This window comes from Halochromatium roseum (genome assembly GCF_016653315.1).
Lineage (GTDB): Bacteria > Pseudomonadota > Gammaproteobacteria > Chromatiales > Chromatiaceae > Lamprobacter > Lamprobacter roseus.
The window spans coordinates 182,675-205,746 of record NZ_NHSH01000057.1 but is presented as its reverse complement, the minus strand read 5'-3'; the positions used below and the strand labels follow the sequence as shown (position 1 = coordinate 205,746).

Here is a 23,072-nt window from a genome sequence, read left to right as displayed (position 1 = left end):
GCAGCAAGGTCCGCGTTTCTGCCTCGCTGAAATCGCCCAGACGCAACGACTCGGCCTTGATGTTGAAGGCGCTGCCGCCGGTGATGACGGCCTGTTGCGTACTGGATTGGATGCGATAGTCGCGCAGGTCGCGCAGGTCGCGCACGCCGCGCACGCCGCACAGCACCAGGCTGCTGGGGAAGGCTTTGGGGCGCTTGGTATAACCAGCACGTAACTGGCGCAGCAGCGAGATCAGGGTGTCGCCGACCAGGGCATCGACCTCATCGAGCAGGAGCACGAGCGGAGCGTCTAGGCGCGCACACCAGCGGCTCAAAAGACCCCTAGCGCCGAGCCTGGTGGTGTGTCTGCGAGCACCTCGCGGGCCAGGGCTGGGGCTTGGGTATCGCCGACGCCATCGCTGGCCCAGGTGGCGATGTCGGTGACGATGGTCGCCATTGCCGGATCGATGCGCTCGCGATAGGCCTGTGCGCCTTCCAGATTGGCATACACCGCGCGATACTGTCCCTCACGGTTCAGATGCGCCATCAGCGCCAGCAAGCAGGAGGTCTTGCCGGTCTGGCGTGGGGCGTGGAGTAGGAAGTATTTCTTTCGCTCAATCAGCGCGACCACCTCATCGAGGTGCCAACGCTGGAGCGGCGGAAGCAGGTAATGCAGATCGGCCCGCACCGGCCCTTCGGTATTGAAAAAGCGCATCGTCATAAAGCCCATTTTGACGGTTCGCGAGTGCTCAAGCATAGCATCCGCCGTAGACCCGACGGGGGCGCTCTAAAGTCGACACCTGGATCGCGCTGACGCCTCGTGCACCCTCGGCCGGCCAGCCTTGTCCGCCGCAGGCAAGGGGTAATCCGAATATGACTCGCATTGTATTGATGGTTGACCTCCGTTCCGGCTATAGTCCGTAATCGCCAGCCCTGGCTAGAGGCGTTGGCGAGTGCGACTGCGAGTCAAAGCGAGGAGGGTCCCCGCGCGGGGTCTGCAGTGCGGATGCGCAGCGCTTGGGTGGCCATGCCGATGGATCGCCAGCACTCGAGGTACTCCGACTCAATGACGGATATCACAACGCTCTTGACTCAAGGCGAGCATGCGTCTCTTGAATTCAAGCAAGAAGATGTGCGGCCGGAATCCTTAGCCAAAGAACTCGTCGCCTTTTCTAACAGCCTTGGTGGGGTCGTGTTGATCGGCGTGGCTGACGACGGAGCCATTCTTGGCGTGACCGATCGCGCGCTGATTGAACAGCGGGTGATCAATGTGGCGCGACACAATGTCGTGCCGGCCATCGATCCGGAGCTTGTTTGGAGTTGTATCAACGGTCGGGATGTCTGCGAGGTGAGGGTTGGCAAGGGGCCAGCGAAGCCTTACCAGACGCTCGATGGAAAATTCCTGATTCGGATCGGCTCAACCAATCGGCAGGCCACCAAAGAGGAACTGAGCCGCTTGTTCCAAGCAGCCGGCCTGGTCCACTTTGACATCTCGCCCGTTGAACAGACCGGCCCAGAGGATCTTGACGAGTCGAAGCTTCAGGTCTATTGGCAGACGTATTATCAACTCGACTATTTTCGCCTTGATGGCGATGAGCGCATCAATCTGTTACTGAATGCCGATCTCTTGAGTCTGCATGAAGGTCTGCCGGTGTGCACCATTGGTGGATTGCTGATCTTCGGTCGACAACCACAACGCAGATTGCCGCAGAGTGCCATTCAGTTTGCTGCTTTTAACGGTGTCGAGATCACCGATCCGCTGCTGGATAAGAAAGAACTGATGGGCGTGCTGCCGGATCTGATCGACAATGCCGCGGCGCTGGTCCGCCTCTTTTTGCCCAAGCCCTCGACAGTCAACGGATTACGGCGCGAAGAGCAGGATTGCATTCCGCCTGCTGCCCTGCGTGAGGCGCTGGTCAATGCGGTTTGCCATCGCGATTATTCGCTCTCGCACCGGCGGATTCAGCTTTTCTTGTTTCGTGATCGGCTCGAAATCCATTCGCCCGGACGCTTGCCGAATAGCCTCACAGTACAGAAGATTCGCTCTGGCAATTCCGCGCCGCGGAATCTGTTGTTGCTCAAGTACCTTGATAACATGCGCTACATCGATGGCTTGGGGCGCGGGGTTCCGTTGATGATCAGAGCCTTAGGCGATCGCGTGAGTTTTGCTGAAAACGGGGAACTATTCTCGGTGACGATACGGCTGTGAGGTCGGTGCATCCCAGGCTGGGGGTGTCGCGCTCAGGCCCGAATCACCTTAATCCTCCGTCCACCCGGGCTGAGCGCCTCGTCAACTTGGCCCTGGTCATCGAGCCAGGTCGGGTTGATCCGGGGCAGGGAGGCCTGAGGCACCAGGGCTAGGGTGCGCGGCAAGACCTCGCGGTAGATCGGGTTGGCGATCTCGATGCCACCACCACCGCGCTGGCGTAACAGCCCGAGATCGGTCAGATACTCGATGTCACTGAGCGGCAGTTGCTCCAGCGACTCGCCCGCCAACATCGGCTCGATGATCCGTCGCACCCGCTCCTCGCGCAGCTTGTCGGCGAGCTGGTCGAGATGGGTGACGCGATGGAGGATCAGATGCTCCTTGGCCGCCTCGATCATCGCCGCATCGATCGGTCGGGTGCGATCGCGTCCTTCCGGCGAGCGGAAACAGGCCTGATAGGCCAGCGCATTGACTAGCCAGGGCTGGCCTTGGGTGAGCGTCCAGACCTGTTGCAGGGCCTCGGGGGTGAAGACCTGACCGGTCTCCTGGGTATGTTCCTGCAGCAAGGTCCGCGTTTCTGCCTCGCTGAAATCGCCCAGACGCAACGACTCGGCCTTGATGTTGAAGGCGCTGCCGCCGGTGATGACGGCCTGTTGCGTACTGGATTGGATGCGATAGTCGCGCAGGTCGCGCAGGTCGCGCAGGTCGCGCACGCCGCACAGCACCAGGCTGCTGGGGAAGGCTTTGGGGCGCTTGGTATAACCAGCACGTAACTGGCGCAGCAGCGAGATCAGGGTGTCGCCGACCAGGGCATCGACCTCATCGAGCAGGAGCACGAGCGGAGCGTCTAGGCGCGCACACCAGCGGCTCAAAAAGACCCCTAGCGCCGAGCCTGGTGGTGTATCTGCGAGCACCTCGCGGGCCAGGGCTGGGGCTTGGGTATCCCCGACGCCATCGCTGGCCCAGGTGGCGATGTCGGTGACGATGGTCGCCATTGCCGGATCGATGCGCTCGCGATAGGCCTGTGCGCCTTCCAGATTGGCATACACCGCGCGATACTGTCCCTCACGGTTCAGATGCGCCATCAGCGCCAGCAAGCAGGAGGTCTTACCGGTCTGGTGCGGTGCGGGGCGTGGAGCAGGAAGTCTTTCTGCTGCTCAATCAGCGCCAGCACCTCCTCCAGATCCCAGCGCGTCAGCGGTGGCAGCAGATAATGCAGATCGGCCCGCACCGGCCCTTCGGTATTGAAAAAGCGCATGGCCTCACAACTCCTCATGGATGGCGATGTCTGCGCTCGCGCCATCAAGCCGCGCCGTCGCTGTCGATGCCCACACCAAGCGCAGCAGCCCGATGCAGACCACGGCATGGGTATGCAGCTTGAGCGCGGTGCCATAGAGGGCCTGCAACCGCTCGCGATAGATCGCCAACTGGGCATTGGCCGCCGCCAGTTGGTTGGCGACCTCCGGGCGCGCACGCAGGGCTTCAATCGGCATCTTGGCCAATGCCTCGCTGTCGAGTCCCGGCAGGTCGGCGAGGGTCAGGTGCTTGAACTCGATGACATGATCGAGGAAAGCATAGTGCCGGGCATCCGGGCGGACGATCATGGACAGATCACAGTAACCGCGCCCGACAGCGGTTTCGGAATCCATGATGTAGCCCAGATCATTGAACAGCGTCACCAAAAAGGCGGTTTTCACCACCAATTCGTTCGACCAGCGCAGATCGCGATTGTCGAACACCGGCAGAAAGCGCTGCTCGATGAAGGTACAGACCGGCCCAATGGCACCCTTGGCATACAAGCCCTTGCAGACCGCGCGGCGCTCGCGGTCGAGATCGAAGCCCGGCAGCAGGGATTCCTGAATGCGCTCCACATAGAGCTTGCGCACCACCAGATTGGGAATGACCAGTTGCAAGTGCCGCAAGGGTCCGCGCCCGCCATAGGTTAGGACGCCGAAGAAATACAGCAGCGAGGCCAGGAAGCTTTCGGTCTGCGGCGCGCGCAACATGCGCTCGACGCCGAAACGCCGCTCCAACGTCTCGACCGTCAGCGGCTCGCCGCGATCCAGGGCCGCCGTGACCACCGCTTCGCCATGGGGCAGTTGGGCGATGTAGTCAATACGGTTGCGGTCCATGGCGAGATTGTTGTCGAACATCTCTTCCGGGTAGCGGCAAGACTTGGCCAGATGTTCAAAAAAATAGAGCGCGAGCGTTGGGTTATAGATCTGCCCGCCTTCAGGTGTTAGGGAGAAGTTATAGCCGTTGTAAAACGCCCGCATCAGATCCAGCGCTTCCTTGGCCTGGGCGGCGGGCAGTTCGCACTCGGCGATGATTTGGTCGAGGACGACCGCGATTTCAGACGCATGAAAGCCGCACAGATCGGCCAGCTCGGGTTCGAGCGTGATGTCCTTGGCGACGTTATAGCCGCTGGTGATGTCCGCCATCACCACCGGCGAGACCCCAGTGATGAACACTCGGTCGAGCGCGCCGCCTTCAGCCGCCATCTTGACGACTTTGAACACCGTCTTGATTACGCCCTCGCCGCCGACCAGTGCGTGGTAACGTTCTTCGCCGCGATCGCGGCTGACCAGCACCTCGTTGGCGAAGTTGTCGTATTCGTCGATCAGCAGGTAGAGGGAATGCGGGCTTTGGCCCACGGCGGCGAGCAGGGAGCGGAACGAGGCCAGGGCATTGTCCTGCATGCTGACCTGGCCTGGGATCAGATCCCCATAGCGGGTGAGGGTCGCGGCAATTTCCCCATTGATATGTTCGTAGAGTGCCGTGCGAATTTGATCGGTCGTCCCCATCGGATCCACGGTGGAGAAATTCCACTGCATGATGAAATAGCTGTTGCGCCGCGCGGTCGGCGCCCGACCAATGGCGAGATGCCCAAAGAGTTCCTCGAACTCCCCGGCGCGGCGCAGATCGTAGTAATGCGCGAGCGTCGATAACCACAGCGATTTGCCGAAGCGACGCGGGCGCAGCAGCAGGAGCTGGCGACCGATGGCCTCCAGGGTGGCGATACGGTCGGTGCGGTCGATGTAGAGCGCGCCGTCGTCGTGAATGGCGCGGAAGTTAGCGATGCCGTAGGGGAAGCACAGGCGGGACATGGGCGGGTTCTCCGGCACGGGTGTCATCGGTGCAGGATATCCGGCGGCGGTGGGGTTTGCCCATCGGGTCTCGCGGCCAGCGCGGCAATGCCATAGCGCGCAGACAAACAATCTGCGCCGTGTCGCTGTGTTTGACGTTGGTTGCGCCAGGCACGCGAATCCAAAGACTCCCGGTCAACTGTATGACCCAACAGGGTCGCTGGCCGAACGGCTGTCGCCGAGGTAGGCGGACCGCTTCAGAGCGTCCCAAACTGGGTCGCGCTAACCAGTTCGATGAGGATCTGCCGGCTATAGAGCACGGGCACCGAGTAATGCCCTTCGTCGAACAGTTCGGTCAGCATCAGATCGGGGAGTTGGTCCGCGTACCAGCGGGCATGCTCGATCGGCACCGTGCCGTCGGCCCGGCCGTGCCAGAGGTGGATGGGCACATCGATCTGCTGGAACGGGAGTCCCCAGTCGTGGGTATAGAGATAGAGATCACGCCGCGCACCGGGCGCGCCGTTGGCCATGGCATCGGCGATGGTGCGGTTGAGAAGCTCGGTGATCGCGGGCCTGGAGAGGACCTCGCGGTCGGCAGCTGGCGCGGCGAGGCTGCGCGCCTGTTCGACCAGCCCCGGCCAGCGTGCGAGCAGGGCGGTGGTGGGGCCGCCGAACACCAGGTCATTGAGCCAGTCGGCCTGCTGACCCATGCGCAGGTTGATGCGCGCCGCCCACGGCATCTGCTCGAGCTGTTCGTCGCGATAGATCGGCCCGAGCGGACAGACCAGGGTCAGCGCAGAGACGCGCCCTTTGAGCGGATGCGGCTCGGGTTGCGCCAGCCGCCAGGCGCAGGCGAGCACATAGGGACCGCCACCCGAGACGCCGAGCAGGCTGAAACGTTTGAGCTTGAGCTGGTTGGCGACGCAGAGCACATCATCCGGCCAATCAATGATCTGCCGAGCGTCGTCGGGCTCACTGTCGCCATAACCGGGGCGGTCGATGCTGATCAGGCGCACGCCGATCTCCTGTGCCGCCTCGTGCACCAGCCAGGCCTCGCGTCGCGAACTCGGAAAGCCATGCGCATAGATCACCGGCACGCCAGCAGGGCGGCCGAACTGCGAGAAGGCGATGCGGCGCCCGGAAGCGGTGGTGGCGATTTCAAGCTGCTCCAGACCGGGCGTAGCTGTGGTTGTCATGGGCGGTTGATCTCCAAGTTCAATGGCAGGCCGGATTGCGTTCCGGGCTCAGCTCCATGATCTCCATCCGATGGTTGCCACAAGGGTGCTCTTCGGACGGCCCTTGGGTGAGCAGCACCAGACCCTCGTTGATGCCCTTGTCGGCCAGCCAGCCGCGCACGTATTCGCTCCAGTCGGGCAGGTCGCCGTCGACATCGACGGCGAGCACGCCATAGGAGAACTTGAGCGCTTGGCTGGTGCTCGGCACCGGGCTGAAGGCGACCACCCAGCAGGGCAGGCGGAAGCGGGCGATGCTGCGCGCGGTATTGCCGCTGCGGGTCGGCACGATGATCGCCTTGGGCGCGCTGCGCTCGACGGTGTGATAGACGCTGCGGGCGATCAGATCGACCGCGCGCAGCGGGCCACCCTTGCCATAGGCGCCGAGCGATTGCGCCAACAGCCGGTTATCGCGCTCGGGCTCGATCGCGGCGGCGATGGCGGCGAGCATCTCGACCGATTCGACCGGGAAGCGGCCCATCGCCGATTCGGCCGAGAGCATCACGCAGTCGGTGCCGCCGAGGATGGCGTTGGCGACATCGGTGGCCTCGGCGCGGGTCGGTCGGCGCAGCGTCACCATCGACTCGAGCATCTGGGTCGCGGTGATCACCGGCTTGCCGCGCAGATTGGCCTGCTCGGTGATGCGGCGCTGGGCGACGGCGATGGTCTCGATCGGGATCTCGACGCCGAGATCGCCGCGCGCGACCATGATGCCATCGGCGGTGTCGAGGATCTCATCGAGGTTGTCCAGCGCCGAGGCGCGTTCGATCTTGGCGATCAAGAATGGCTCATAGTTCAGTGCCTTGGCGGCGGCGCGCACGGCCTGCATGTCGGCCGCGTTGGCGACGAAGGATTGGCTGACCGCATCGAGCCGATGCGCGGCGGCGAACCTGAGCCACTGATGATCCTCCTCGGTAAAGGCCGAGATGCCAAGATCGATGCCGGGCAGATTCAGCCCCTTGCGCGAGCGCAGTTCACCGCCGGCGCGGACGTTGCAGACCACATCGGTGTCGCTGACCTCGATCACCTTGAGCAGGATGAAGCCATCGTTCAGGAACAGCCGATCGCCCGGCTTCACCGCCACCGGCAGACCGGGGAAGGTGATGCTGACCCGATCGGCCTGGCCGATGCCGGGCTCGGTGGTCAGGGTGAAGACTTGATCGCGCACCAGCTCGATCGGCTCCTGATCGAGATCGCCGATGCGCATCTTCGGGCCGGGCAGGTCGCCCATGATCGCCACCCGGCGCCCGACCTCGGTGGCCGCCGCGCGGATCGCGCTGATCAGGCTGGCATGATCGTCCGGGTTGCCGTGCGAGAAGTTGAGGCGGGCGACATCGAGGCCGGCGCGGATCAGCGCGCGCAACACCTCTGGTGACTCGGAGGCCGGGCCGATGGTGGCGACGATCTTGGTCTTGCGGTTGGGGATGAGCATGGGTTGGTCCAGGGACAGCGGGCGGCGATTGGTGAGTGGTGAGTGGTGAGTGGAATAGTGTACGGGAAACGCTTGACGGCTTTGTGGCGCTTGTCGCGTGGCTTGTCGCGTGGCTGGCGCGATCGACCCTGACGTTGTGACCGCGAACGCTGGACGTTGATCGCTGGACGCAGATCGCTGATCGCTGGACGCAGATCGCTGAATGCTGGACGCGGATCGCTGATCGCATCGCTGCCGCGTGAACGCTGATCTGCCGCGTGAACGCTGATCTGCCGCGTGAACGCTGATCGCATCGCGGCCGCGAGTGCCGTGCTCGAGGGCTGCCGCGCGCTGTTCGAGCAGGCGGCTGAAGCAAGATCGGCGCTGGTTGTATCCTCTGGCCTCGGTTTCTGGTCTAATCCGCGCCCATGTTTCGACCCTTCTCATTGTTCGTCGGTCTGCGCTACACGCGAGCGCGGCGGCGTAATCATTTCATCTCCTTCATCTCGATGATCTCGATGCTTGGGATCATGCTCGGGATCATTGCGCTGATCGTGGTGCTCTCGGTGATGAACGGCTTCCACAAGGAGATCCAGGAGCGCATCCTCGGCATGGCCTCGCATGCCACGCTTTCTGATCCGAGCGGGATCAGCGACTGGCCGGCCTTGGTGAACGAACTCAGCGGCCATCCGCAGGTGGTCGGCGCGGCGCCCTTCGTCGAGATCCAGTCGATGCTGATGCATGCCGGGCGCACCAATGCCGCGCTCCTCCGCGGCATCTTGCCGCAACAGGAGGATGCGGTCTCTGATCTGCGCGAGGATATGATCGCCGGTACCGTCGATTCGCTGCTGCCGGGTGAGTTCAACATCGTCCTCGGTCGCGAGCTGGCGGCGGCGCTCGGCGTGGGGGTGGGTGATAAGGTCACGGTGGTGACGCCGCAACTGAACGCGACCCCGGTCGGGGTGATGCCGCGGCTGAAGGCCTTTACCCTGGTCGGCCTGTTCGAGGTCGGCATGTCCGATTACGACCGCGGCGCCGGCTTCATGCACATGGCGGATGCGGCGCGGCTGATGCGCCTCGGCGATGCGGCCGAGGGGGTGCGGCTGAAGCTGACCGATATGTGGCAGGCGCCGATGATCGCGCGCGAGATCCAGTACTCGCTCGATGGTCTCTACCGGGTCTCCGACTGGACCCAGGTGCATCGCAACTTCTTCGCCGCGCTGCGCACCGAGAAGCGGATGATGTCGATCATCCTGTTCCTGATCGTCGCGGTGGCGGCGTTCAATATCGTTTCGACCCTGGTGATGGTGGTCACCGATAAGCGCGCGGATATCGCCGTGCTGCGGACCTTGGGCGCCTCTCCGGGGCGGATCATGGCGATCTTCATGGTGCAGGGCACCGCGATCGGGGTCTTTGGCACCCTGATGGGCGTGGTTGGCGGCGTGCTGCTGGGTTGGAACGTCGAGTCGATCGTGGCCTCCATCGAGCGCCTGTTCGATGTGCATTTTCTCGATCCGAGCATCTATTACATCAGTGCGTTGCCATCCGATGTGCGTGCGGCTGATGTGATCCGCATCGCCGTTGGCGCCTTCTCGATGACCGTGCTCGCGACCCTGTATCCGGCGTGGCGCGCGGCGCGCACCGATCCGGCCGAGGCCTTGCGCTATGAGTGAACAGAGCAGTGATCAGGGCGCGACGATAAGCAAGCAGCGCGACAGCATGCCCGTCTTGGAGGCGCGCGGGGTCAGTAAAGGCTTCCGCCAAGGACCGTTGAACGTCGAAGTCCTGCGTGGGGTTGATCTGCTCGTCCCGCCAGGGGTGCGCATGGCGATCATCGGCGCTTCAGGATCGGGCAAGAGCACGCTGCTGCATTGCCTCGGTGGACTCGAGCAGCCGACCGCCGGCGAGGTGCTCTGGTCCGGCGAAGCGGTGATGCAGCTCTCGGAACGAGTGCGCGGTGAGCGGCGCAATCGTCAGCTCGGCTTCGTCTATCAGTTCCATCATTTGCTGCCCGAGTTCACGGCGCTGGAAAATGTGGCGATGCCACTCTTGATCCGCGGCAGCGAGCCAGCGGAGGTCCGGGAACAGTCGGCGGCGATGCTCGGTCGCGTCGGGCTGGGCCATCGGGAGGCGCACAAGCCGTCTGAACTCTCCGGTGGCGAGCGCCAGCGCGCCGCCATTGCCCGGGCCTTGGTGACCCGCCCGGCCTGTGTGCTCGCCGACGAGCCGACTGGGAACCTGGATCGGCATACGGCCGAGGGTGTCTACGATCTGATGCTGGAGCTGAATGCCGAGATCGGTACCAGTATCGTCATCGTGACCCATGATCCGGCCCTTGCCGCGCGCACCGATCAGGTCTGGCGCTTGGACGAGGGCAGATTGGTCGAGGCCGCGTAACGGGCTCGTCGCCGTTTGATCTGGCGCATGAGTTTCCAACGCCAGAGCCTCTCGACGAACAGCCAGCCGAGTGAGCCAGAGCGTGTTGCGCAGATCATGCGGCGCCGGCGGTGTACGTGATGCGCGAGCGTCTGACAGCTGAGCCGCGTTGCGGGCTGGCCGCAATCGGCTTTGGTTTTGCATTGGGCGCCGGTAGCTATTTCATCGCTGCTGATCCACCCCCGAACCTTGCGGTCGTTGCGCTGCTCCTGCTCGCCATCGTCGGCCGCTTGCTGCAGCGGATCAGCTGGCCGCTCGCAGCGCTGGTCCTCGGCTTCTGTTGGTCGCACCTCTGGGCCTGCGCGCTGCTATGCAATCCGTTTCCAGACGCCCTGGCCCAGCAAGATGTGACCATCGTGGGCCGCATCGCTTCACTGCCCGATGTGACAGCTGAGCGGACGCGTTTTCTGTTCGCTGTCGAGCGCCTGTCCGACGCTGGCCCGTCGAGCGATTTCACTGGCCGCGTCAGATTGTCTTGGTACAAAGATGCGCCGCAGCTCAAGGTCGGCGAGCGTTGGCGGTTCAAGGTGCGGCTGAAGACGCCGCACGGGTTCATGAATCCTGGTGGCTTCGATTACGAACGGTGGCTGTTCCGGCAGCAGGTGAAGGCGACCGGCTATGTGCGAATGCAGGTTGCGCCGCAAAGGCTCGAGACTGGGGCTGGGCGATATTGGCTGGATCGTTGGCGTCAGGGACTGCGTGAGCGTCTGCTCGAGGCGCTGCCAACGGGCGTTGGCTCGGCCCTGGTGCCGGCCTTGGTGATCGGCGATCGCGGCGCCTTGACGCCAGCGCAATGGTCGGTCTTTTCGCGCACGGGGACGTCGCATCTGATCGCGATCTCAGGGCTGCATGTCGGGCTCGTCTCGGCGGCCCTGTTTGTGTTGGCTCGGCGCCTTTGGGTATGGGCTCCAGGCTTGGCGTTGCGTGTTGCGGCCCCGCGCGCGGCGGCGGTGGCTGCGCTGTTCGCAGCCCTCGTCTATGCTGCCTTGGCCGGTTTTTCGGTCTCGACGCAGCGGGCCTTGATGATGCTGGCTGTGGTCTTGCTCGCGATGGTCGCCAGCCGAACGCTGCGCGCCTCGAGTGCATTGTCGCTGGCGTTGGCGGCGGTGCTGTTAGTCGATCCGGCCGCGGTCTTGGATTACGGCTTCTGGCTCTCGTTCGGGGCGGTTGCGGTGCTGCTCTATGCGCTCGGCTGGCGGCTCGGACCACCGGGTTGGATCGCGCGTTGGGGCGCGGCGCAGTGGGCCGTTGCGCTCGGTCTGTTGCCGCTGCTGATCGCGTTCTTCGGCCGTGCATCAGTGATTGCGCCGCTCGTGAATCTGATCGCCGTGCCGTTGTTCGGGCTCTTGCTGCCGATCATCCTTATCGCCAGTCTCACCTTCCTGCTTACCGGTTGGGCGTTGCCCCTGCTTGTCGTCGACTGGCTCTTGGACCAGGGCTATAGCCTGCTCGCGTTTGCGGCCTCGCTGCCTTGGGCCAGTGTGTCGCTCGGCGGTCGACCGGATTGGGTCTGGCTCGTCGCCGGGCTTGGTGCGCTGCTCCTGCTGGCCCCGCGTGGGCTGCCCGGGCGTTGGCTCGGGGCATTGCTGCTGCTGCCGTTGTGGCTGCTGCGCCCGCCAACGCCGGTGCCTGGCTCGCTTGAGGTCACGCTGCTTGACGTTGGGCAGGGACTCGCCGCGGTGATGCGGACCCATCGCCACACGTTGGTCTACGATACCGGCCCTGGCTTCCGCAGCGGCTTCAACACCGGTGAGGCGGTGATCGCGCCCTATCTTCAGCACCTGGGCATCAACAGCATTGACCTGTTGATGGTCTCGCATGCGGATCAGGACCATGCAGGCGGTGTGCAGGGACTGCTGGCCTCGGTTGAGGCTCGACGCATTCTCAGTGGCGAGCCGGAGGAGATTGAACGGATGTTGGAAGGCAAGGCCCTCGCTGTCCGCGCCAGCAAGCCGCCTACAGAGAAGCCGCTCACAGAGCAGCAACGACAGCAAGCAGATCGTCATGAAGATCGTCATGATCTTGGCCGCGATGGCCGCCGCGTTGAGACCTGTCGGCGCGGACAGCAGTGGCATTGGGATGGGGTCGATTTCGCGGTCCTGCATCCCACCGAACCGATCGAGGACGGTAATAACAGCTCTTGTGTGCTGCGTATTGTGGTCGGCGAGACCGCGCTGCTCTGGCCGGGTGATGCCGAGGCCTCGGTTGAGCGGCGTCTGCTCCAACAGGCGGCGGGCGCTTTGCCAGCCGAGGTGCTGATCGCCGCACATCACGGCAGTGCGAGTTCAACGACGCAGCCCTTCTTGAGCGCGGTCTCACCGCAGTGGGTGCTGTTCTCGATGGGCTGGAAGAATCGCTTTGGGTTTCCCGCTGAGTCGGTTCGCGAGCGTGTGATCGCGTCCGGCGCGGCAAGCTTGGACACCGCCAGTTCGGGTGCGATCGAGCTGTCTGTTGGCCCGCAGGGCGAACTGCGTGTCGCGCCTGCTTATCGTGAGCGCGCGAATCGGCTTTGGCGCCACCATCCGGCGCCGGCAGTCCCAACCGGTGACCGGCCCTAGGTGTCGCCGGTCGAGTACAAGCTCGGCCTGATGGTTTTGCAGTGCGTTATGATTGCGGCCCTGATCTGTTGGCTCACTTGCGTCCCGAGGTAACTCCCTAGTGCTCGATCTGATGAAGGCCGGCGGCTGGCTGATGGTGCCGATCCTGCTGTGCTCGGTTGCCGCAATGGCGATTGTGATCGAGCGTTTCTGGGCCTTGCGGCGCAAACGCATCATGCCGGATGGGCTGGTGATGCAGATCTGGGAGTTGCAGCGCAGCGCTCAGCTTGACGATCAACGCATCGAGCAGATCCGACAAGGCTCGGCACTCGGTCGGATGCTCGCCGCTGGGCTGGTGAACCGGTTTCATGCGCGAGAAGTGATGAAGGAGGCGATTCAGGATACCGGCCGTCACGTCGTCTCCGGCATGGAGCGCTACCTGAGTACGCTTGGCACCATCGCCGCGGTGACGCCACTGCTTGGGCTGTTAGGTACCGTGATCGGCATGATCGACGTGTTTGCGGTGATCATGGACGCTGGCGTTGGCGACCCTGGCGTGCTCGCCGGCGGGATATCACAAGCGCTGATCACCACCGCCGCGGGGCTGTCGATTGCGATTCCGGCGCTGATGTTCCATCGCTATTTTCTCAGCCGGGTGGATAAGCTGGTGGTCGGCATGGAAGAGCAGGCGTTGCGGCTGATCGAGGTGATGCAAGGCGAGCGCGAGGCCGCCGACGGAGAGACACTGTGAACCTGCGCCCGCATCGCCCCGAAGTGCCCGAGATCAACCTAACACCGTTGATCGACGTCGTCTTCTTGCTGCTGATCTTCTTCATGGTCACGACCAGCTTCCGCGACGAGGGACGGTTGCGGCTGCAACTCCCGGAGGCCGATGCCGAGCCGGTACCGGCCGAGGAGATCGAGCTGGTCGAGGTGATGGTCGACCACGCGGGGCGCTTCTACGTCAACACACAAAGGGTTATCGGGACCGATCTCGAGACCCTGAAGCAGGCCTTGATCGGCGCGGTCGGCGCTGAACGCGAGCTGCCGGTCCTGATCAAGGCCGATGCCAAGGCTGAGCATCAAGCGGTGATGCAGGTGCTCGATGCGGCTGGCCAGCTGGGGCTGAGTCAGGTGGCGTTTGCGGCCAGCCAGAGTCCGCGCCAGACCATGAGTTCGGCGTCGAGCGCAGTGCCAAAGGAACAGGAACCGGCGGAACAGCCAAGCGCAGCGCAGGAGATCGACCGATGACCTCAGCAACCGGACTGGGCGTGATCTTTGCTACGCCCGAAGAGGCCAGCGCTCGCGAAGTCTATCGACGCCTATTGGGCTACGTGCGCCCGTACTGGAAGATGTTTGCGATCTCGATCGCCGGCATGTTGGTCTTCGGGCTGACCGAGCCGCTGTTTGCGGCCATGATCAAGCCGCTGCTCGATGGCAGCTTTGTCGAGCGTGACCCGAACGTGGTGCGCATGATGCCGTTCGTGCTGGTTGGCATCTTCTTGGTGCGCGGCATGGCCGGCTTTGTCAATACCTACTGCCTCAAATGGGTTGGGCGTCGCGTGGTAGCTGATCTCCGCCAGCAGATGTTCAATCATCTGCTGCGGGCCCCGGCGCGTTATTATGATCACCATAGTTCTGGTCAGATCGTCGCCAAGTTCACCTTCAACGTCGAGAACGTCGCCACCGCCTCGACCTCGGCGCTGACAACGCTGGTGCGTGACGGCTTCACGGCGCTAGCGCTGATCCTCTATATGCTCTACATCGACGCGGGACTGTCAGCGATCTTCCTGTTGGTGGCGCCGGCGATGGTGCTGGCGATCAAGTATGCGACCAAGCGTTTCCGCCGCTACGGCAAGCGCGTCCAGGAGCGCATGGGCTCGCTGTCGCATGCGGCACAGGAGGTGATCGAGGCGCATCGGGTGGTCAAGGCCTTTGGCGGCGAGGACTACGAGACCCGGCGTTTCGCAACAGTGAACGAGAAGACGCGCTCGCTGCAGATGAAGATCGTCGCCACCGACTCGATCAGCGTGCCACTGGTGCAGCTGATCGCAGCGATCGCGATCGCGATCATCGTCTATCTCTCCACCCTGCAGGGCCTGCGTGCTGATATTACCGTCGGTACCTTCATGTCGTTTATCGTCGCCATGGGCCTGCTGCTGCCCCCGGTAAAGCGTCTGACCTCGGTGAACTCGCAGTTGCAGCGCGGCATTGTCGCAGCTGAGAGCCTGTTCGAGCTGATCGATAGCGAGGTCGAGACCGACACTGGCGATCAGGTGATGACCCGTGCCCAGGGGCGGGTCGAATACCGCAATGTGAGCCAGGTTTACGACCCGGAGAAGGGTCCCGTGCTCGAGCATCTGAACCTGCTCATCGAGCCTGGGCGCAGCGTTGCCCTGGTTGGGCGCTCTGGCAGCGGTAAGTCGACCATCGCCAGCCTATTACCGCGCTTCTACGATCCGACTCAGGGGCAGATCCTGATCGATGGGGTCGATATCCGCGAGCTGACCTTGGCCAGCCTGCGCGCGCAGATCTCGCTTGTCACTCAAGACGTGGTGTTGTTCAACGATACCCTGGCCAACAACATCGCCTATGGGTTGAAAGGTGGCGCGCGCCGGGCCGAGCTTGAGCGCGTTGCCGAGGCTGCGCATGCCACTGACTTCATCAATGCGTTGCCGGAAGGGCTGGATACCCTAGTGGGCGATCGCGGCATCCTGCTCTCGGGTGGACAGCGCCAGCGCGTCGCGATCGCCCGCGCGATGCTCAAGGACGCTCCAATCCTGGTGCTGGATGAGGCGACCTCGGCACTCGATACCGAGGCCGAGCGCCACATCCAGGCGGCGCTGGCGGCGCTGATGCAGCATCGCACGACCCTGGTGATCGCACATCGGCTGTCGACCATTGAGCACGTCGATGAGATCCTGGTGCTGGATGCCGGCCGTATCGTCGAGCGCGGCACCCACGCTGATCTGATCGCCCGCGGCGGCTACTATGCGCGTCTGCATCGGCTGCAGTTTGCCGATGCCGGGATCGAGCCGAGCTAGCGTGGGCGCGATAGATCGTCGACCCGGGCAGATTCCGGTCAGTGAGCGCCGGGACCGTTTCAAGCACAGACTAAAATCCTGGCTAAATGCGCTTCCGGAGCGCGTTTGGTATCAGGGACACTGGCTTGGCGTCTTGCTGGCACCGGTCGGCTGGCTCTACTGTGGTGTTGCGCAATGGCGCCGCTGGCTCTATCAACGCGGCTGGCTAGCGTCCTATTCGGCGCCTGTGCCGGTAATCGTGGTTGGCAATCTCACCGTCGGCGGGACGGGAAAGACACCCTTGGTACTCTGGCTAGCGAGGTATCTTGCTGAGCGCGGCTATCGGCCTGGCATTGCCCTGCGGGGCTATGGCCGGAAGCAGTTCGAGGCCGATGCACATCGAAAACAACCTCGTCAGGTGCCGGCTGACGGCGATGCAAGCCAGTTTGGTGACGAGGCGTTGCTACTGGCCCAGCGCGCGGGCTGCCCAGTGATGGTGTGCCGTGACCGCGTCGCGGCAGCATGCGACCTCGCTGAGCAATGCGGCTGCGATCTGGTGATTACCGATGACGGGCTCCAGCATTATCGGCTGCGGCGACAGCTCGAGATCCTCGTCGTCGATGGCGAGCGCGGTTTTGGCAATCGTCGTTGTCTGCCGGCCGGGCCATTACGTGAGCCGGTTGGCCGGCGACGCCACGTCGATCTGGTGATCGAGAATGGCTGCGGTGCGCTGGATGCGTTTCAGATGCGGCTGGAACCCGCTGACGCGCTGAACCTGGTTGATCTGTCGCGTCGGCGTCCTTTGGTCGCTTTTGCAGGGCAGCCAGTCACAGCAGTCGCTGGTATCGGTCATCCGCAGCGTTTCTTTGCAATGTTGCGTGGGCTTGGCCTGACGGTCAGATCGCTGACCTATCCGGATCATTATCGGTACACTGCCGATGAGCTGCGCCACTGGCCCGATGGACCGGTGCTGATGACCGAGAAGGATGCCGTTAAATGCCGCAGCTTCGCCGGGCCGGCGCATTGGTCTGTGCCGGTAACAGCCGTCCTCGAGCCGCGCTGCATCAGGGCATTGGACAGGGCGCTGGAGCGCATTCAGGCACAGGCCAGGCACAGGCCAGGCACAGGCGCCCATCAAGCGCAGCAGGACACTGGAGCCATGAACACTAGGGAGCCAGGAACACTGGAGTCATGAGTAGAGACACTGTCGAACAGCCCTTTCGCGTGGTGATTCCCGCGCGCTACGGCGCTACCCGTCTGCCGGGTAAGCCGCTGATCGAGATCGGCGGGCGACCTCTGATCGCTTGGGTGTGGGAGCGAGCCTGCGCCAGTTCGGCCATTGAGGTGCTGATCGCGACCGATGATCCTCGCATCGCCGAGGCCTGTGTTGCGTTCGGCGCCGAGGTGGTGATGACGCGCGCTGATCATTGCAGCGGTTCGGAACGCATCGCCGAGGTTGCTGAGATTCGGGGTTGGGACACGGTGGACATCGTCGTCAACCTGCAGGGCGATGAGCCGGGCATCTCGCCGATGCTGATCGATCAGGTCGCGCGTGGGTTGGCCCATCATCCCGACGCGGGTCTCTCGACCCTGGCGTGTCGCATCGAGGATGCTGCCTCGCTGTTCGATCCGCATGTGGTCAAGGTGCTTACCGATTGCAACGGCTATGCGCTGTACTTCAGCCGCGCCCCAGTGCCCTGGCATCGCGACGAATTTCTCCGCGATCAGACGCAGCTGTCGCGCGCTGTGCCTTTCCTGCGCCACATCGGGCTATACGCCTACCATGCCGGTTTCTTGGCGCGCTACGTCAGCTGGCCGCCGTCACCGCTTGAACAGGCGGAATCCCTGGAGCAGCTGCGGGTGCTCTGGCATGGCGAGCGCATCCATGTGTCGGAGGCCAAAACCTTGCCAGGTCCAGGGGTCGACACGCCAGATGATGTCCAGCGCGTCGCGCGTTGGCTGGAGGCGAACGAAGAGGGAGGTCGTGGGCCGGAGCAGGCGTGATGTGATGTGATGTTGCGACTGAGAGGGCGCGTACGCCCACACACCGAATGCCTGGGATGCCCTTCTTTAGTAGCCTGTAGGAGTGTCTGGAATGACAGTGCCTAGCGCACAGCCCCGGTCTCGAGCCCGTCGAGCAGATGCATCAGTTCCTCTGAAAACTCGCCCTGAGAACCTTGGATTGGGACCTCAATGTGCTCGTTAGCACGGAACACCGCCTGGCCGAACTGGTCGGTCTGGATCGGGGGGACTGCGTCAAAGGCCTCGAGAACCAGATGCCCCTGCTCGTTGTCGCTATCGCTCAGGATCTCGACGATCCTGCAGTCGCGGCCAAAATAGCAGCAGTTGCGTCCGATCAGTGAGCGCAGGCGTTGGTTGAAGGCGTCGTTGGTCATCAGCGGTCTCGCGCATTCATTCTGTATCGTCAACAAGCTGTATCGTCAAGCTGTATCGTCAACAAGACAGGATATGGATGCTTTAGCGGATAAAAAAATGCCCCGCGAAGTCGCGGGGCAATTCACCACTGAGGAGGTCAGAGGACGGAAATGGCAGAGAGGGAGGTTTCCGCCTCACTGAAGTATATGCAGCATCAGTGCCAACATCTGGTATTGGCATACGAATCCCGAAATTCGGTCGACCGAGCGGGCCTGATGCAGGGGGCGATCATGCAAAACGTTATCGAAAACCACGGAAACAACGGGGTGCGAGTGGGTAAGAATTGGATCAAGCGACCCTCTTTCTGCACCAACGCGGTGCGTGCGATGCCTCGAGGCTGCCAGTCCGATCTCGCTATCCGAGATAAAAGATGCCGCACCTTTAGTCTGCTGCTGCTGATCTTGGTTGCTCACGGATTGCCAGTGGTGGCGCAGGTTTCATCAGATAGCGCCAACGCCCTAGGCTCGACGCAAGAACGCCATGCTGCGCGCGGCTGGATCGAGCTAGAGCAGAATCAGCGAGCGTATCGGAATCGCGTCGCGCCGCTCGATCTCAAGCAACAACGGCAGCTGGAAACCATCGAACGCTCACAACAGCTGGATCTTCGTGCGCTCCAACAACGCAACGCGCGTGCGATCGACCGCGCCGAGCACCAGCAGCGCATCGCGCCGCAGACAAACCTAGGCGCTGACCGCGTTCCTGCAAGAGACGCCGCAGCGGATATTCGTCGTCGCGCCGAGCGACATCGCGTCAATATTCGCGGTCAGCAAGAGGGGCTCCCATTTCGGCGCCGCTGATGGGCGTGCTGCACCGAGGGCGCAAACGCTCTTACCGGGTCTGCTCTCAGGCGAACCTGAGTCACCGTCGGGCAAGAGCTCCGATTCACATCTTCAGTACAAGAATACGGTAACAAATCGATGAATCAGATTCCTAATAGTCGCATCAGGGTGCTCTTCGTCTGCATGGGTAATATCTGCCGGTCGCCCACGGCGCAAGGGGTGTTCACCAAGCTGGTGATCGAGGAGGGGTTGTCGCATCTCATCGAGATCGACTCGGCGGGGACACACGCCTATCACGTTGGCGAGCCGCCAGACCCGCGCGCACGAGAGACGGCACGGCGGCGCGGGATCGATCTTTCGCGGCAGCGCGCGCGACGCGCGTTGGCCGAGGACTTTGAGCGGTTCGACTATGTGCTGGCAATGGACGAGGACAATCACCGCGCCTTGTCAGCGCTTTGTCCTCAGGGCTTCGAGGAGCGGCTACGATTGTTCATGGACTACGCGCCACATTTGGAGCGACGCGAGGTGCCAGATCCCTACTACGGCGGAGCCAATGGCTTCGACGCCGTGTTCGATATGGTCGACGCAGCCGCGCGGGGGCTGCTGGAGGCGATTCGCCGCGAGCGGATCGAGTCAGTGCAGGATTAGACATGTTGTCCATCAACCGCTATCCGATGTGGGCACTGCTGCAGGACGATGATCGGGAGGTGGCACCTGGGTAACGACTTAGGCCATCTTGGTGGTTGGCGGCGCTGACAACGGCGGCCTTTGCTGGTTGATCTAGCCAGCGGCACCGAGCAGGCTATCGTAATCGACAGGCCTGATCGATCGCGACAGGTCGCGCTTGAGATCATCGGCCAGCCGAAGCTCGAGATCACCTGGGTGGATGCCGATGCGGATGGGCAGACCTTGGCGTTGGGCACTGCGCCAGTTCCAGCGATTCCAGAGCCGCAACACCGGGGCACGCAGCGCGCTGTCTGCCTCGTAGCCGGTGAGTGGCAGAGGGTGCGCCCGTTCGGCAGCGCTGTCGATGACAGCATCGAAGCGTTCGTAAAGGGAAAACGGACAGGATTCGCGTAGGCGCGGGATCGAGATGCAGCCCATGGCCCAGGCCGGCGGAACATAGAGCGTTGGCGGTGTTAGACCCTGCTCGCCAAACCAGGCGTAGCAGCGATTGATCAGGGCAATAATCCCAGCCTCATCCAGTGCCAGATGCTCGGCGACACGACGCGACAGAAACAGGCTGTGCAGGCGGTGGTAGAACCCACCGATACGCTCGGCCTGATGGCACCAGCCATGACCGGCGAGGCGGTAGCCATCGCGCTCTAGGCTTCGCAACGTTTCGATCCCGCTGCGGTTCCAGTGACGCCCAGGCACGACGAGCAAGGTGACGGGTGTCAGCCGATGCTGTTCGAGCTGCTTCAGTGTCTGATGCACTGCCGGCATGGTCTCAGGCATCAGGTCGTGGACAGAGATCAACGCCGTTGGTAGGGCCGCCTCCGTCGCTAATGGCAAGTGCTCAATCGGCTTCATACTGCTCGAGGCCTTGCGGGTCTTGGTCGCGCAGCACCGATATCCAGTGGCGTAGATTACGATCGTTGATCTCTCGCGCCGCCTCACGTCCGAGCAATGCCTTGCGTTCGAGAATGTCCTGATCCAGCGCGCAAACGCGCATCAGTGCGCTGGCGAGCGTTTCATCGGCGCGCATTTGAAACAGGGCGCGGTTGAGATGATCCCAGCTCAGGATGCCGCACTGTGATGAGACCACCACTAAGCGGCCGCGAGCCATGGCCTCGAGGGCGATGGTCCCAAATGATTCGATCGTCGAGGGCAGCACCAGGAGGTCGGTGCGATCGATCAGGGGCAGGATCTCCTGGCGTCGGACCCAACCAACGTACTCGAGGTTCGGCAGGCGGGCGGCCTCTTGTTCAACCCAATCTCGCAGCGGGCCATCTCCGGCGATCTGGAACTGCAGTTTTGGCAGGGCCTCAGCCGCCTCGACCACGGCGCCAAGATTTTTCTCCGGGGCGAGCCGACCGGCAAACAGCACCTGCTTGATCTGGGGCCGCAGCGGACTGATCGGCACATCGAGGAAGTGCTTCGGGATCGGGGTGCCCATCAGGCCGACCTTAGAGGCCCCGATTGATCGGGCAACGTCGAGCATCTCATCAGAATTGGCGAGCACCAGATGGCTGGCCTTAAACAGCGCGCGATGGCAGATGTTGAGGTAGGTCTGGGCCAGCACGCCAAACAGCCGCCAGTGATTGTTCAGCGCGGCAAGGCGTTCGAAATGGGTGTGAAAGCCGACTACCAGTCGAGCGCCATAGCGGCGTACTAGGATCAAGCCGAGCATGCCATAGGGGCCAGGCGTGGCGATGATAATGGCGTTGGGATCGAGCCGCTTGAGCCGTCGACTGATGAGCCTCGGCTGCGGGATGAGAAAACGCTGCGTTGGATCACCTGGCATGGGCATGGCCAGGCCACCGTACCAGCGACTGGTGCGGAAGCGTGGTGAGATCAACTCGACCTTGGCGCCCACTGCTTTTAGGTGTTCGGCCAAGTCCTGATAGTAGGTGCCGACACCATTACGCTCGGGCGCTGCGTCGGAGATGATCGCGACCCTAAGCCCCCTTGCATCGGCGGTGGCTCGTGCCTGATCGGCTTCGATGGCCAAGGCCGATACTGGCGCTGGGGGCTGAGAGGAGTTCAGCATGACGCGGACCGGGTTTCTAGCACAGCAGGTTGCGCAGCGGCTACCGGCGCGAGCACCGGATGACGATAAGCGGCGGCGAATCGCTCCGAGACGGTTGCGCGGGTGAGGCCGAACTGCTCGAGACTGTAATGATGGCTGCTCTTGTAGCTGCGAGACTGGCCGTCTTCGTGCTCGAGCACCTGCCCAAAGGCGGCCGACACGGGCAGTCCAAAGCGGTTGTAGACAGCCTTTAAGGTCACGCCGAGGCCACTGCGTAAGTCTTGCATGCCAAGCGCTGCATGTTGCGACTCGGGGAGCTGTTCGCGCAGTCGACCAAGATTCTCATAGTAAAAGGCAAGCTGAGCGGTGAGTCGCTGACGCACCGGCTCACTATCGGCCGGCACGCCAAAGAAGGCCAGTCCTGGGCCAATCGAACTGAGCTGAGACGGCACGGTCTCCAGCGGATCGCGTAGACTAACGATGAAGCGGGCGTCTGGGAAGCGCTGCGCGAGACTCTGTGCCAAGGGTGCAAAGGCCGCGTTCTTCGACAACAGGCGCTTTCCGGCACCATGCACGTACAGATGGCGCTTGAGACAGGCCTCGTAGAAAGCGAGCAGGCGCTTGCGCTCGGCCGGCTCCAGATCGGCATCGAAGCGACCGACGCGCCAAATGTGCTCGAAGTTGGGGAAGGGCAACGCGAGGATAAAGCAGGAGAGGACCGGCATCAGCGCGAAGTAGTCCTCTTCAGGGGTCGTCAGCCCCATCGGGTGGACATCATCGAGCCCGGAGAAGACCCGCCGCTCGATCTTGCGCAGCAGACGCGCGATTGGGGCGCCGACGGCCCGATCGGCTCGCGCAAGCTCGAGGAAGAACAGGCGCTGGGTGACCGATGGGGCGAACAGGCATTCCCAGGTGCGGAATGTGGTGAACTGCTCATCCTGGGCCAGTACCTGGTGTAGACGCGTGGTGCCACTGCGCGGGACGCCGAGCACGAAGACCGGTGCCTCGACCTGCACCCGGCGCCAGCCGCGGAAGAACAGATCATCCAGCAGAAAACCGAGCCAATGAAGTGCCTGACCGAGCGCAAACACAGGCAAGAAGCCGAGCATGATCAAGATCCGTCGTGGTCGCAATGCTGCGCGGCCGTCCGCAGAGGTCGTCAGACTCGAGACAACCAGGCCGACGAATCGCTTGGCTGAGATCAGGAAAAGCTCAAACATGACTGCCGAGATCAGCCTCTGCGTTGGAAGGGGCGG

General features: G+C 63.0%; 21 protein-coding genes and 1 pseudogene. 11 read left to right on the top strand and 11 right to left on the bottom strand.

Annotated features, from left to right (window positions below; translation table 11 throughout):
* Both CCR96_RS24610 and CCR96_RS24605 read right to left on the bottom strand, forming a co-directional pair.
* Nucleotides 1-277 (bottom strand): annotated as a pseudogene (locus CCR96_RS24610) (ATP-binding protein); the annotation flags it as partial.
* Nucleotides 278-309: 32 nt separating this feature from the next.
* Nucleotides 310-693, bottom strand: a complete 384-nt coding sequence (locus CCR96_RS24605) for an AAA-like domain-containing protein (protein WP_242518999.1) — start codon at nucleotides 691-693, stop codon at nucleotides 310-312.
* 351 nt (nucleotides 694-1,044) lie between these two features.
* Here CCR96_RS24605 and CCR96_RS12425 point away from each other — a divergent pair, with 351 nt between their 5' ends.
* Entirely contained in the window at nucleotides 1,045-2,187 is a 1,143-nt protein-coding gene (locus CCR96_RS12425; protein ID WP_201220429.1) for an RNA-binding domain-containing protein, read from the top strand.
* A gap of 32 nt (nucleotides 2,188-2,219) precedes the next feature.
* Here CCR96_RS12425 and CCR96_RS12420 read toward each other — a convergent pair whose 3' ends face one another.
* The 5 genes from CCR96_RS12420 to pyk form a co-directional block, all read right to left on the bottom strand.
* Entirely contained in the window at nucleotides 2,220-3,269 is a 1,050-nt protein-coding gene (locus CCR96_RS12420) for a hypothetical protein (RefSeq protein WP_201220428.1), read from the bottom strand.
* Entirely contained in the window at nucleotides 3,269-3,442 is a 174-nt protein-coding gene (locus CCR96_RS12415) for a hypothetical protein (RefSeq protein ID WP_201220427.1), read from the bottom strand. The genes CCR96_RS12420 and CCR96_RS12415 overlap by 1 nt, the downstream gene beginning before the upstream one ends.
* A gap of 4 nt (nucleotides 3,443-3,446) precedes the next feature.
* Nucleotides 3,447-5,291, bottom strand: a complete 1,845-nt coding sequence (locus CCR96_RS12410; RefSeq protein ID WP_242518997.1) for an AAA family ATPase — start codon at nucleotides 5,289-5,291, stop codon at nucleotides 3,447-3,449.
* 236 nt (nucleotides 5,292-5,527) lie between these two features.
* Nucleotides 5,528-6,466 (bottom strand): alpha/beta fold hydrolase, encoded by a 939-nt coding sequence (locus CCR96_RS12405; protein ID WP_201220426.1) that lies wholly within the window; start codon nucleotides 6,464-6,466, stop codon nucleotides 5,528-5,530.
* A 19-nt stretch (nucleotides 6,467-6,485) separates the two neighbouring features.
* Entirely contained in the window at nucleotides 6,486-7,934 is a 1,449-nt protein-coding gene (gene pyk, locus CCR96_RS12400) for a pyruvate kinase (protein WP_201220425.1), read from the bottom strand.
* A 407-nt stretch (nucleotides 7,935-8,341) separates the two neighbouring features.
* Between pyk and CCR96_RS12395 the strand changes: the two genes are divergently transcribed.
* The 8 genes from CCR96_RS12395 to kdsB all read left to right on the top strand — a co-directional run bounded on the left by CCR96_RS12395 (nucleotide 8,342) and on the right by kdsB (nucleotide 17,913).
* Entirely contained in the window at nucleotides 8,342-9,586 is a 1,245-nt protein-coding gene (locus tag CCR96_RS12395; RefSeq protein ID WP_201220424.1) for a lipoprotein-releasing ABC transporter permease subunit, read from the top strand.
* Entirely contained in the window at nucleotides 9,579-10,310 is a 732-nt protein-coding gene (locus CCR96_RS12390) for an ABC transporter ATP-binding protein (protein ID WP_201220423.1), read from the top strand. The genes CCR96_RS12395 and CCR96_RS12390 overlap by 8 nt, the downstream gene beginning before the upstream one ends.
* A gap of 119 nt (nucleotides 10,311-10,429) precedes the next feature.
* Nucleotides 10,430-12,907, top strand: coding sequence for a DNA internalization-related competence protein ComEC/Rec2 (locus CCR96_RS12385; RefSeq protein WP_201220422.1), 2,478 nt, complete (start codon nucleotides 10,430-10,432; stop codon nucleotides 12,905-12,907).
* Nucleotides 12,908-13,007: 100 nt separating this feature from the next.
* Nucleotides 13,008-13,637, top strand: coding sequence for a MotA/TolQ/ExbB proton channel family protein (locus CCR96_RS12380; RefSeq protein WP_201220421.1), 630 nt, complete (start codon nucleotides 13,008-13,010; stop codon nucleotides 13,635-13,637).
* Nucleotides 13,634-14,137 (top strand): biopolymer transporter ExbD, encoded by a 504-nt coding sequence (locus CCR96_RS12375; RefSeq protein ID WP_201220420.1) that lies wholly within the window; start codon nucleotides 13,634-13,636, stop codon nucleotides 14,135-14,137. The genes CCR96_RS12380 and CCR96_RS12375 overlap by 4 nt, the downstream gene beginning before the upstream one ends.
* 23 nt (nucleotides 14,138-14,160) lie before the next feature.
* Entirely contained in the window at nucleotides 14,161-15,930 is a 1,770-nt protein-coding gene (msbA, locus tag CCR96_RS12370; RefSeq protein WP_420827269.1) for a lipid A export permease/ATP-binding protein MsbA, read from the top strand.
* A 1-nt stretch (nucleotide 15,931) separates the two neighbouring features.
* Nucleotides 15,932-17,104, top strand: a complete 1,173-nt coding sequence (gene lpxK / locus CCR96_RS12365) for a tetraacyldisaccharide 4'-kinase (protein WP_338035872.1) — start codon at nucleotides 15,932-15,934, stop codon at nucleotides 17,102-17,104.
* Nucleotides 17,101-17,913 carry a 3-deoxy-manno-octulosonate cytidylyltransferase gene (gene kdsB, locus CCR96_RS12360; RefSeq protein WP_201220417.1) on the top strand — a complete coding sequence of 271 codons (813 nt, stop codon included), beginning with the start codon at nucleotides 17,101-17,103 and terminating at the stop codon, nucleotides 17,911-17,913. Before lpxK ends, kdsB begins: the two co-directional genes overlap by 4 nt.
* Nucleotides 17,914-18,014: 101 nt before the next feature.
* Here kdsB and CCR96_RS12355 read toward each other — a convergent pair whose 3' ends face one another.
* On the bottom strand, nucleotides 18,015-18,305 hold the full coding sequence (locus CCR96_RS12355; RefSeq protein WP_201220416.1) for a hypothetical protein: 291 nt from the start codon (nucleotides 18,303-18,305) through the stop codon (nucleotides 18,015-18,017).
* Nucleotides 18,306-18,575: 270 nt separating this feature from the next.
* Between CCR96_RS12355 and CCR96_RS12350 the strand changes: the two genes are divergently transcribed.
* Nucleotides 18,576-19,142, top strand: a complete 567-nt coding sequence (locus CCR96_RS12350) for a hypothetical protein (RefSeq protein ID WP_201220415.1) — start codon at nucleotides 18,576-18,578, stop codon at nucleotides 19,140-19,142.
* A 120-nt stretch (nucleotides 19,143-19,262) separates the two neighbouring features.
* Complete coding sequence (locus tag CCR96_RS12345) at nucleotides 19,263-19,772, top strand: low molecular weight protein-tyrosine-phosphatase (protein WP_201220414.1); 510 nt, start codon at nucleotides 19,263-19,265, stop codon at nucleotides 19,770-19,772.
* A gap of 132 nt (nucleotides 19,773-19,904) precedes the next feature.
* Here the strand turns inward: CCR96_RS12345 and CCR96_RS12340 are convergent, their stop codons facing one another.
* Genes CCR96_RS12340 through CCR96_RS12330 form a run of 3 tightly spaced genes read right to left on the bottom strand, consistent with a single transcriptional unit; the run spans nucleotide 19,905 to nucleotide 23,036 of the window.
* Entirely contained in the window at nucleotides 19,905-20,657 is a 753-nt protein-coding gene (locus CCR96_RS12340; RefSeq protein ID WP_201220413.1) for a DUF2334 domain-containing protein, read from the bottom strand.
* Nucleotides 20,644-21,837, bottom strand: coding sequence for a glycosyltransferase (locus tag CCR96_RS12335; protein WP_201220412.1), 1,194 nt, complete (start codon nucleotides 21,835-21,837; stop codon nucleotides 20,644-20,646). The genes CCR96_RS12340 and CCR96_RS12335 overlap by 14 nt, the downstream gene beginning before the upstream one ends.
* Complete coding sequence (locus CCR96_RS12330) at nucleotides 21,831-23,036, bottom strand: sulfotransferase (RefSeq protein WP_201220411.1); 1,206 nt, start codon at nucleotides 23,034-23,036, stop codon at nucleotides 21,831-21,833. Before CCR96_RS12330 ends, CCR96_RS12335 begins: the two co-directional genes overlap by 7 nt.
* Between the last annotated feature and the right edge of the window lie 36 nt (nucleotides 23,037-23,072).